This window comes from Wolbachia endosymbiont of Cardiocondyla obscurior (genome assembly GCF_902713635.1).
GTDB lineage: Bacteria > Pseudomonadota > Alphaproteobacteria > Rickettsiales > Anaplasmataceae > Wolbachia > Wolbachia pipientis.
Genome location: NZ_CACTIU010000087.1, coordinates 1 through 3,794 on the forward strand (window position 1 = coordinate 1; position 3,794 = coordinate 3,794).

Annotated in this window: 2 protein-coding genes and 2 pseudogenes; 2 read left to right on the forward strand and 2 right to left on the reverse strand. The window is 35.9% G+C overall.

Going from position 1 to position 3,794, the window contains the following annotated elements; genetic code table 11:
• Together WOCAOBSORBRA_RS06590 and WOCAOBSORBRA_RS05690 are read right to left on the reverse strand one after the other, a co-directional pair.
• On the reverse strand, positions 1–98 hold a 98-nt coding region (locus tag WOCAOBSORBRA_RS06590), incomplete at its 3' end, for a transposase (RefSeq protein WP_174516122.1).
• Positions 91–923 (reverse strand): annotated as a pseudogene (locus WOCAOBSORBRA_RS05690) (IS982 family transposase). The pseudogene WOCAOBSORBRA_RS05690 and the gene WOCAOBSORBRA_RS06590, both read right to left, overlap by 8 nt.
• 85 nt (positions 924–1,008) lie before the next feature.
• Between WOCAOBSORBRA_RS05690 and WOCAOBSORBRA_RS05695 the strand changes: the two are divergent.
• Positions 1,009–1,329: pseudogene (locus WOCAOBSORBRA_RS05695) on the forward strand (transposase); the annotation flags it as partial.
• 395 nt (positions 1,330–1,724) lie between these two features.
• A complete protein-coding gene (gene uvrB / locus WOCAOBSORBRA_RS05700) occupies positions 1,725–3,632 on the forward strand; it encodes an excinuclease ABC subunit UvrB (protein ID WP_174516123.1) in 1,908 nt (635 codons plus the stop codon).
• The last annotated feature ends 162 nt before the right edge of the window (positions 3,633–3,794 follow it).

Sequence of the window (3,794 nt, forward strand, 5' to 3'; positions counted from 1 at the left end):
GCTGGTCCCATCTTTGATATGCTGCCATGCCGATCAACTTCTCCAGAAGAATATTGCCTTGGTGTCAACCCTATATACCCCAGTTGCGGATTAGCCAACGAAGTAAAGCTTAGAAATGCAGCGGCTGCATGGAATATGAAACAAGCGTAGAAAAAATGTGTACCAAAAAATTTATCGGTGATCTATGGCGAGTATGCTCAATCTCAAATTTGTTTTTCAGAGAGCCAAAAACTGTCTCAATAATCGATCTTTTTCTTAACAAAATCTTCTCATTTAGCGCCATTAATGAGTTTTTCATACCCTTTTTTATACTGGTTACAAGCTTTAACCCTCTATCGAATAATTCGTGAAAAAGATCTTTTTTGATATATCCTTTATCTCCAAACAATAATCCAGTCAATTTCTTAGTTAAATTTGGCACAGGTATCAACGTTGCCTTTTATCACCGTAACCCCTTGAATTTCGCCAGTTTCATTGATTACTAGATGTACCGAAAAACCACCCATAAGTAGTCTTTCCAATCTTTGCCAACCCTTTGAAAACTTTGTTTCTCGAGGTCCTTTTTGGATGGCAAACAGCGATAGATTATGTACGAAATCCCTGTCACTTTTGACTGTTCGCAAAACCATTGCATTAAGAGCGCTAAATACCATAAAACCCGCGATTTTAACCTGATAAACCTACTATAGGATGGCAATTTTGGAAACGCTGATTCGTATAATAATTTCAAATAATGCACATAGAAAATTTTAAAATTGTCGCACTTGATATAGCAATATTATGGTAAAAATCTCTGAATGCGTAATCTCTGGTGTCCTGGTTGGTTTTTTGCCACTTGGTAGAAGTTTTTCTGCAAAATTTTCATCGACTGTATTGCAAAAATCATCGACTATACAAAAGATTTCTGTTACTTTTTCTTTCATTGGTAACCTCCTATTTTAGGAATGAATATCAAATACCTCGGAGTTTACCCTATTTCCTTACCTTTTCTATTTTTTCTAATTTACAACTGGGGTTAGCAGTGCTGTGAGAATGGTTGAAAGCGCAAAAGAAAACCTCTCGGAAGTTAAAAATATACTGGTCGATGCAGGTTATACAGGAGAAAATTTTGCAACTAAAATAAAAACGATTATTGGAGCAACTGTAGAAGTAATAAAACGAAGTGAATTACATTCCTTTGCTGTATTGCCACAAAGATGGGTTGTAGAGCGATCTTTCGCTTGGTTAGAAAAATGCAGACGATTGTGGAAAAATTGCGAGCGAAAACTTAACACTAGCCTACAAATGGTCGTTCTTTCCTTCATTTCTCTTCTATTGAGAAGATTTTAAACAGGTTCTAAATCTTTATTTTAAAAATGTCATATTGACCACCGGTGCCTGAAAATACTATTCCAATTGATCAGAGCTATCCATTTCCTTAATTTTTGTAACGTTGTCATAGGAGTACTATAACTTTAGTATCAACTATGTTTTATTGTTTTTGCATCTAAAAAAATTTAGCTTATTCAAGCAGCATTTTGCCTTTTTTTGGATGTAGGGATTTTTTAGGAATTGTCTTCTTGAATTCTATGGTATTTTGTTTAACATTGAAACAAGATTCCAGTGTCAGCTACTTGCATGACATTGTTGGTTAATGTTTTATGGCTTTACGATAGCTATACAACTTATCTTAAAAGCAATATAGTGTTTACTATACAATGAATCAAAGATAGTAAGTAAAGTCTATGGAATTTCAAATCGCTACACATTTTCAACCGGCTGGGGATCAACCACAGGCAATCGATAGCTTAATTGCAGGGCTAAATAGCAATAAAAGAGATCAGGTTTTGCTTGGAGTTACTGGTTCTGGGAAAACTTTTACTATGGCAAATGTTATTGCAAGGACAAACAGGCCTGCATTAATTATGGCACACAATAAAACTTTAGCAGCACAGCTTTATGAGGAAATGAAAGGATTGTTTCCCCATAATGCTGTTGAATACTTCATTTCTTATTATGATTATTATCAACCTGAAGCCTATTTACCACAAACTGATACTTATATCGAAAAAGATTCTGCAATTAACGAAAGAATTGAGATGCTGCGTTATTCCACCGTCTGCTCCCTTTTGGAGCGCAGGGATACGATCGTAGTTGCCAGTGTTTCCTGCATATACGGTCTTGGTTCGCCTGAGAGCTACCGCAGCATGATCATACCGCTTAGTGTTGGAAATAAAATTCGTATTAATGATTTCCTGAGCAACTTAACTGATCTTCAATACAAGCGCTCTGATGCCAGGTTTGAGAGAGGATATTTCAGAGTGCGCGGCGATATTGTTGATATATTTCCTTCCCATTATGAAAATAAAGCTTGGCGTTTATCGTTATTTGGCGATGAAATAGAAGAAATTTCTGAAGTTGATGCTATAACGGGCAATGTTACCAAAGGCGTAAATAAAATCACCATTTTTCCAAATAGCTATTACATAACCCCGCGTGAGGCTTTGTTGCAGGCAATTGAACTAGTCAAAAAAGAGCTGCATGAACGCTTGGATTATTACTACTCGCAAAACAAGATTGTTGAAGCAAAGCGCCTCGAGCAACGCACTAATTTTGATATCGAAATGATGAGAACAACAGGAATATGTAAAGGTATTGAAAATTATTCGCGTTATCTCTATGGAATGGAAGCTGGGGATCCACCACCTACTTTGTTTGAATATTTACCCAAAGACGTAATTTTATTTGTTGATGAGAGTCATGTCACCGTTCCTCAGGTTGGTGCGATGTACAGTGGTAATGAGGCGCGTAAAAAGAAATTGATCGACTATGGCTTCAGGCTCCCTTCCGCTTTTGATAATCGTCCATTAAAATTTGAAGAGTGGGAGGGAGTTAGGCCGCAGACTGTTTACATTTCAGCCACTCCCGGAAAGTATGAGTTGGCAAAGACCAGTAATGTATTTATAGAGCAAGTTATCCGTCCAACAGGGCTTACGGACCCAATCTGCATTGTAAAACCAATAGAGAGTCAAATTGATGATGTAATTCATGAGGCACAAGTGACAATAGGGAAGGGATTTTGTGTTTTAATCACTACATTGACGAAAAAAATGGCTGAAAATTTAGCTGAATATATGAGTGAGTTAAATATGAGAGTGAGTTATTTGCATTCTGATATTGGTGCGCTGGAGAGAATAGAAATTATATACAAATTAAGATCTAAAGAAATCGATGTTTTAGTAGGTGTTAACTTGCTGAGGGAAGGTCTTGATATTCCAGAGTGTGGGTTGGTTGCAATTTTGGATGCTGATAAAGAAGGATTTTTGCGATCGGAAACTTCATTAATTCAAACGATCGGTCGTGCTGCGCGTAATGCTGAAGGTAGAGTAATTTTGTATGCAGATAAAATCACTGGTTCTTTAGATCGTGCATTAAGAGAGACCGAAAGAAGAAGAAAAAAACAAGAAGAACATAATATATTGCACAATATTATCCCGAAGACTATAATAAAACCTATATCAAACACCTTACAGGAGAGGGCAATAGCAGAACCGAAAGTAAATACTAATAAGGATGATTTGAGAAAGCAAATGATAGAGCATGCTAAAAATTTGGAGTTTGAAGAAGCAGCAAGAATAAAAAAATTATTGTAAGGTTAAGTAATATATGATGCTATGGGCATAGCATGAAAGTGTAAATAATTTTATTGATATCTTTATATTAATACTTTTTAAACATTTATAGTACTTCCCAAAGTAAATGATAAAGGTATAATAAGCTATTTGAGTTATAATGGCGTATAGTGTGGATTTAAG